Source organism: Flavonifractor sp. An4 (assembly GCF_002161755.1).
Taxonomy (GTDB): Bacteria; Bacillota; Clostridia; order Oscillospirales; family Oscillospiraceae; genus Flavonifractor; species Flavonifractor avicola.
The window spans coordinates 1-7,217 of sequence record NZ_NFIL01000067.1 but is presented as its reverse complement, the minus strand read 5'-3'; the positions used below and the strand labels follow the sequence as shown (position 1 = coordinate 7,217).

Annotated in this window: 5 protein-coding genes; 4 read left to right on the top strand and 1 reads right to left on the bottom strand. The window is 63.7% G+C overall.

Annotated elements, in window-relative coordinates:
* The 3 genes from B5F94_RS15245 to B5F94_RS15235 form a co-directional block, all read left to right on the top strand.
* Positions 1-692 (top strand): GDSL-type esterase/lipase family protein (locus B5F94_RS15245; RefSeq protein ID WP_242965698.1); only part of this gene is annotated, 692 nt, incomplete at its 5' end.
* 18 nt (positions 693-710) lie between these two features.
* Positions 711-1,202 carry an RNA polymerase sigma factor gene (locus B5F94_RS15240; protein WP_087331365.1) on the top strand — a complete coding sequence of 164 codons (492 nt, stop codon included), beginning with the start codon at positions 711-713 and terminating at the stop codon, positions 1,200-1,202.
* Positions 1,199-2,059 carry a DUF3298 and DUF4163 domain-containing protein gene (locus B5F94_RS15235; protein WP_087331363.1) on the top strand — a complete coding sequence of 287 codons (861 nt, stop codon included), beginning with the start codon at positions 1,199-1,201 and terminating at the stop codon, positions 2,057-2,059. Before B5F94_RS15240 ends, B5F94_RS15235 begins: the two co-directional genes overlap by 4 nt.
* 260 nt (positions 2,060-2,319) lie before the next feature.
* On the opposite strand, the gene B5F94_RS15230 is transcribed toward B5F94_RS15235, so the two are convergent.
* Positions 2,320-3,066, bottom strand: coding sequence for a zinc ribbon domain-containing protein (locus tag B5F94_RS15230; RefSeq protein WP_087331361.1), 747 nt, complete (start codon positions 3,064-3,066; stop codon positions 2,320-2,322).
* A 360-nt stretch (positions 3,067-3,426) separates the two neighbouring features.
* On the opposite strand from B5F94_RS15230, the gene B5F94_RS15225 reads away from it, so the two are divergent.
* Positions 3,427-7,098: a phosphoribosylformylglycinamidine synthase gene (locus B5F94_RS15225; protein ID WP_087331359.1), complete on the top strand. Its 3,672-nt coding sequence runs from the start codon at positions 3,427-3,429 to the stop codon at positions 7,096-7,098.
* Positions 7,099-7,217 lie beyond the last annotated feature (119 nt).

Genomic DNA, 7,217 nt, shown 5'->3' with positions numbered 1-7,217 from the left:
CCGCCACCCCCGTGCCCTCTCCCGCGGCCGTCTTTGACTTCACCCAGCCGGTGCCCCAGTCCGAGCCGGTGGAGATGGACTACTTCTCCGACGCCTTGTTCATCGGCGACTCCCGCACCGACGGCCTGCAGATCTACAGCGGCATCAAAGGCGCCACCTTCTACTGCTACAAGGGTCTGAACATCTTCGACATGAGCAAGCGCCAGGTGGTGGAGATGAACGGCGGCAAGTACACCGTGGTGGAGGCTCTGGAGAAGGGCCCCCAGTACAAGAAGATCTACATCTCCCTGGGTGTCAACGAGCTGGGATATCCCGGCACCGACAGCTTCTATAAGGCCTTTAAGTCCTTCCTGGAGGAGGTCAAGTCCGCCCAGCCCGACGCCATCATCTACCTGCAGAATCTGGTGCCCGTCAACCCGGAGATCTGCGCCCAGAAGAACCAGCCCTCCTATGTGAACAACGACCGGGTGGCCGACTTTAACAGCGTGTTCCCCAAGCTGGCGGAGGAGTGTCAGGTAGCCCTGGTGGATGTCAAGACCGCCCTCAGTGATGAAAACGGCATTCTGCCCGCCGAGGCCACCGTGGACGGGGTCCACTTTACCAAGGCCTGGTATCAGAAGTGGCTGGAATATCTCATGTGCCACACCGTCACCCCCGAAGCCTATCAGGCGGGTCAGACAGCGGCCCAATAAAAGGAGCGTACCCCGGCATTGGACAACAACATCCGGCAGCAGCTGAACGAGTATATCATCGCCCACCAGGAGGATTTCTACCGCCTGGCGTTCAGCTATGTCAAAAATCGGGACGCTGCCCTGGATGTGGTCCAGGAGAGCATCGTCCGGGCCCTGTCCAAGTCGGATTCCCTCCGGCAGCCGGAGTACCTGAAAACCTGGTTTTACCGCATTCTGCTCAACGAGAGCATGAACCACTACCGCCGCAGCAAGCGGCTGGTCCCCCTGGAGGAGTCGGTGGCCGACGGGCCCGCCCCCGCCAGCGATCCGGCGGAGCGGCTGGACCTGTACGCCGCCATCGACCGGCTGGACCCCAAGGAGCAGGCCATCATCAAACTGCGCTTTTTTGAGGACATGAAGCTGGAGGAGATCGCACGCATCACCGGCACCAACCTGAACACCGTCAAATCCCGCCTGTACAAAAGCCTGCGCAAGCTGCGGGATCTCACCGGAGAGGAGGTAACCACATGAAGGATCTGTGGGAAGAGGCCAGGCAGCAGTACCGGAACACCGATACACCCCCGGAACTGGAATTCGCCGTTGCCTCAGCCCTGCGGGCGGGGGAGAAAAAGCGGCGGCAGCACCGTGGCCTGCGGCGGAGCCTGTCCGCCGGACTGGCCGCCTGCGCCTGCTTTGTGCTGCTGGTCAACGTCAACCCTACCTTTGCCCAGGCCGTGGCCGACGTGCCGGTACTGGGCGATCTGGCCCGGGTATTCACCGTCACCCAGTACACTGTGGAGGACCGGGACCATCTCATTGATGTGCGCCTGCCCGCCCTGGACCTGGCCGGGGACACCGATCTGGAGCAGCGGGTCAATACCGAGATCTCCACCCGCATCGATCAGGTCCTCCAGGAGGCAGAGGACCGTGCCCGGGACACCAGGGAGGCCTATGTGGCCACCGGCGGCAACCCCGACGACTTTATGCCCATCGTCATCAGCGTGGACTACGAGATCAAGTGCCAGAACGACCGCTATCTCTCCTTTGTCATCACCAAAACCGAAACTCTGGCCAGCGCCTACACCGAGTATTACACCTACAACATCGACCTCCAGGCCGGGCGGGAGATCACCCTCCGGGATCTGCTGGGCCCCGACTACAAGGAGATTGCCAATTCCGTGATTTCCGCCGAGATCGACCGCCGCAGTCAGGACCCGGATAACCTCTACTTCCTCCAGGGGGAGGGGGGCTTTGAATCCATCGCCGACGATCAGTCCTTCTATCTGGACGCCGACGGCACCCCGGTGGTATTCTTCGAGAAATATGAGATTGCCCCCGGCTATATGGGCGCCCAGGAGTTCCGCATCCCTCTGCCTGAAACCAAGTGAAGAACAAAGGGCCTGCTGCAAAATGTGCAGCTCGTACAAAGACCCGTCATTCCGAGAAAAACGGCCGCCCACCGGGCGGCCGTTTTTCGTGGGAATCCGCCCCTTTTGCCGGGGAAACGGATTGCCACGCCAGTGTGCGCACTGGCTCGCAATGACAGGTTTGTGCAAAACAGCTATTTTGCAACAGGCCCTTTGTTGGGCAAAGAAACACCGGGCACGCTGCATGGCAGCGCGCCCGGTGTTTTGTCTGTATGGACGGATCAGAACATGGAGCCGAAGAGGCTGCTGGTCAGACCGGAGCTGGAACCGGCCAGAGCGGGGAGCAGGCCGTTGCCCACGATGAGCAGAGTCAGGATGATGGTGATCGCCACCACAGCCAGATAGATCAGCCAGGACTTGCCGGACTCCATCTCAGGAGCGATCATCTGGAAGGAGGACACGCCCAGGGCCACCCACAGGATCATGGTGATGATGAACAGCCAGGCGCCCAGCTCCAGGGAGATCAGGAAGCACAGGAAAGTGATGACCATCAGGATGGTGATGAAAATAGAGTGACAGCCGCAGGCCATCAGCGCATCCTGGAAGGTGCAGCCGGACTTGAGGATCTTGGCGCCGCCAAAGAGCAGAGCCACAAAGATGATGACGCCAATGGCATCGCCCAGCAGGCCGCCGAAGAACCAGAACTGGAAGGGCACTTCCAGGTAGCCGTAGGACATCATCTGCAGCTTCAGGCAGAAGCCCAGGAGCATCAGGATGCAGGCGATGAGCTGCGCGCCCATCAGGATCAGGGGGGTAGCCAGGTCACCCTTGGCCAGGGTATCCCGGGTGGCCTGAACAGGGGAAGCAAAATAGCCCTTCAGGAAGCCGCCCAGGCCGCTGAAGGCTGCGCCCGCCGCAGAGGGCTTGGCAGCGCCGCTGGGGCCGCCCATGGTGTTCACATTGGTGCCGCAGGAAGAACAAAATGCGGAACCGTCAGGGATCTCCTTCCCGCACTTGGGACAGAACATTACACAACACTCCTTCTCAGTGGCGGCAAAACGGGTTCTGCCGCACAATCTGTCGCTCCGTCTCCCCAGGACGGAGCATACCGGTTCTCTTGAACATGGAACCGGATTGTCGAGATTATAACACAGCTGAAGAAAAAAGTAAATCGATGGAAAAGAAATTGTTGACTTCCCCCCGGTTTTCTCTGTCGGTTTGCCTATTGCCGCAGGCCGGTCCCCCGTGCTATAGTTATGTCAGAGACATTCCCGGCAGACCAGAAAAAGGCGCTGACCGGGCCATTTGCGCGCCGTCCGTTGCACAGGCGGCACCCGCGGGGCAGGATGGAGTCTCTCCATCCGCGGGAAGTTTTAAGGGAGGTACATATGGGGAAGGTATTTCGCTGTTATGTGGAAAAAAAGCCGGGCTTTGACGTGGAGGCCGGCCATCTGCTGGGAGAGCTGAAGGGCACCCTGGGGCTCAGCGGCCTCACCGGCGTGCGGGTCATCCGCCGCTACGACGTGGAGGGCGTGGAGCAGGGTGCCTATGAGGCCGCCCGCACCACCATCCTGTCCGAGCCGCAGGTGGACCAGCTGTGGGACGAAACCATGCCGGAGACCCAGGGCGCTCTGCTGGCGGTGGAGGCCCTGCCGGGCCAGTACGACCAGCGGGCCGACTCCTGCGCCCAGTGCATCCAGATGCTCACCGGCGGCGAACGGCCCACCGTCCGGGCTGCCACCGTCTATGTACTGGCCGGTGATCTGTCCCAGGACGACCTGGCCCGCGCCAAGGGTTATCTCATCAACCCGGTGGAGAGCCGGGAGGCTGCCCTGGACAAGCCTGAGACTTTGATCCAGCAGTACCCCGAACCCGCTGATGTGCCGGTGCTGGAGGGCTTCACCGCCCTGGATCAGGCGGGCCTGGAGGCCCTGCTCAACCAGTACGGCCTGGCCATGGACCTGGCGGACCTGACCTTCCTCCAGGCCTATTTTAAGGACGAGGAGAAGCGGGACCCCACCCTCACCGAGGTGCGGGTGGTGGACACCTACTGGTCCGATCACTGCCGCCACACCACCTTCTCTACCCATCTGGACCGCGTGGACATCACCGATCCCGCCGTCAAGGCGGCCTATGACCGCTACCTGGCCGCCCGTGTGGAGGTGTACGGCCAGGAGAAGGCGGCCAAGCGCCCCCAGACCCTGATGGACATTGCCACCATCGGCGCCAAGACCCTGAAGAAGCGGGGCCTGCTGCCCGAACTGGACCAGAGCGAGGAGATCAACGCCTGCTCCATCCACGTCCCCGCTCAGGTGGACGGCAAGGAGCAGGACTGGCTGCTGATGTTCAAGAACGAGACCCACAACCACCCCACCGAGATCGAGCCCTTCGGCGGCGCCGCCACCTGTATCGGCGGCTGCATCCGGGACCCCCTGTCCGGCCGTGTGTATGTCCACCAGGCCATGCGCCTCACCGGCTGCGGCGATCCTACTGTGCCGGTGAGCGAGACCCTGGAGGGCAAGCTGCCCCAGCGCAAGATTGCCCAAACCGCCGCCGCCGGCTACTCCTCCTACGGCAACCAGATCGGCCTGGCCACCGGCCATGTGGCCGAGCTGTACCACGAGGGCTACATCGCCAAGCATCTGGAGTGCGGCGCGGTGGTGGGCGCGGCTCCCGCCGGCCATGTCCGCCGTGAGACCCCCGCCCCCGGCGACGTGGTCATCCTGCTGGGCGGCCGCACCGGCCGTGACGGCATCGGCGGCGCCACCGGCTCCTCCAAGAGCCACAACCTGTCCTCCCTGGACACCATGGCCTCCGAGGTCCAGAAGGGCAACGCCCCCGAGGAGCGCAAGCTCCAGCGCCTCTTCCGCAACCCCAATGTCACCCGCCTCATCAAGCGGTGCAACGACTTCGGCGCCGGCGGCGTCTCCGTGGCCATCGGCGAGCTGGCCGACGGCCTGTCCATCGACCTGGACGCCGTCCGCAAGAAGTATGACGGTCTGGATGGCACTGAGCTTGCCATCTCCGAATCCCAGGAGCGTATGGCTGTGGTGGTGGCCGCCGAGGACGCCCAGACCCTGATGAACTTTGCCGCCTCCGAAAACCTGGAAGCCTATCAGGTGGCCACCGTCACTGAGTCCCCCCGCATGGTCATGACCTGGCGGGGCCAGAGAGTGGCCAACCTGTCCCGTGCCTTCCTCAACACCAACGGCGCGGTGAAGCACGCCTCCGTTCAGGTGGATGAAAAGGCCGCCGCCTCCCAGAGTGAGAAGAAGTTCCGCACCCTGCGGGAGATGGCCGCCAGCCTGAAATCCGCCTCCCGCCGGGGCCTCACCGAGCGGTTCGACGGCTCCATCGGCGCGGGCAGCGTGCTCATGCCCTTCGGCGGCAAGAGCCAGCGCACCCCCGCCCAGGCCATGGCCGCCCTCTTCCCCGTGGAGCCCAACCAGGAGACCGATCAGGCCAGCGTCATGGCCTGGGGCTGCGACCCCGACCAGCTGTCCGCCAACCCCTACGCCGGCGCTCACAGCGCGGTGTACACCTCCGTGGCCAAGCTGGTGGCGGCGGGCGCGGACTATGAGAAGGCCTACCTGACCCTTCAGGAGTTCTTTGAGAAGCTGCGCACCGAGCCTCAGCGGTGGGGCAAGCCCTTTGCCGCTCTGCTGGGCGCGCTGGACGCCCAGCTGGAGCTGGGGGCCGCCGCCATCGGCGGCAAGGACTCCATGTCCGGCTCCTTCCTGGACCTGGACGTGCCCCCCACCCTCATCTCCTTCGCCATCGCCCCGGTGAAGGCCGGGGAGGTCCTCTCCCCCGAGTTCAAGACGGCAGGCAAGCCGGTGTACCTCTTTGCCTCTGAGGACAGCAAGTCCGCCTGGAGCGCCTTCCACGCCCTCCATCAGGCGGGCAAGGTGGAGGCGGCCTGGGCGGTGGAGAACGGTCTGGGCGAAGCCGTCATGAACATGGCCTTCGGCAATTCCATCGGCTTCACCTCCGTGGACACCGATCTGGACTGGGACGCCCCGATGCCCGGCGCCATCGTGGCCCAGCTCACTGAGGCGTGCGACGGCGGCCTGCTCATCGGCCACACCACCGCTGAGGCCGTCATCACCGTCAACGGCGATTCCGCCCCCATTGACGAGCTGCTCTCCCTCAACGAGAGCGTGCTGGAGGACGTGTACCCCACCCGGGCGGGCAAGGCCGCTCCGGTGGAGGCTATCTCCTGGGATAAGCGCTCCCCCGCCGTGTGCAAGTCCAAGATCGCCCGGCCCCGGGTGGTCATTCCCGTGTTCCCCGGCACCAACTGCGAGTATGACTCCGTCCGGGCCTGCCTGCGGGCGGGGATGGACGCCGAGACCGTGAACATCCGCAATCTGACCGCCGACGACCTGCTCCAGTCCACCGTGGCTCTGGAGAGCGCCATCCGCAAGGCCCAGATCGTCTTTATCCCCGGCGGCTTCTCCGGCGGCGACGAGCCCGACGGCTCCGCCAAGTTCATCTGCTCCTTCTTCCGCAATAGAGCCATCACTGACGCGGTCCACGACCTGTTGAAGAACCGGGACGGCCTGATGCTGGGCATCTGCAACGGCTTCCAGGCCCTGGTCAAGCTGGGCCTGGTGCCCTACGGCGAGATCCGGGACATGGACGAGAACTGCCCCACCCTGACCTACAACCTGATCGGCCGCCACCAGAGCCGGTACGTCACCACCCGGGTGGCCAGCGTCAACTCCCCCTGGATGCTGAAATCCAACGTGGGCGACCTCCACGCCATCCCCATCTCCCACGGCGAGGGCCGCTTTGTGGCCCCCCAGAATGTGCTGGACCAGCTCATCGCCAACGGCCAGGTGGCCACCCAGTATGTGGACGCAAACGGCGTGCCCTCCATGGACATTGACGTGAACCCCAACGGCTCCCTGTGCGCCATCGAGGGCATCTTCTCCCCCGACGGCCGGGTGTTCGGCAAGATGGGCCACTCCGAGCGGTACGGTACTTTCGTGGGCAAGAATATCCCCGGCGACAAGCACCAGCCTCTGCTGGAGAGCGGCGCGGAATACTTCAAGTAAGAGTCAAAACCTCCGGCTAAGCCGGAGGCTTGAGTAGGCCCTATAAGGGCCTGATACGGACGAAGCCCCTTAAGGGGCCCCGAAAGGTTTGCCGACTGCATTTCTTTCTCGGGCTACCC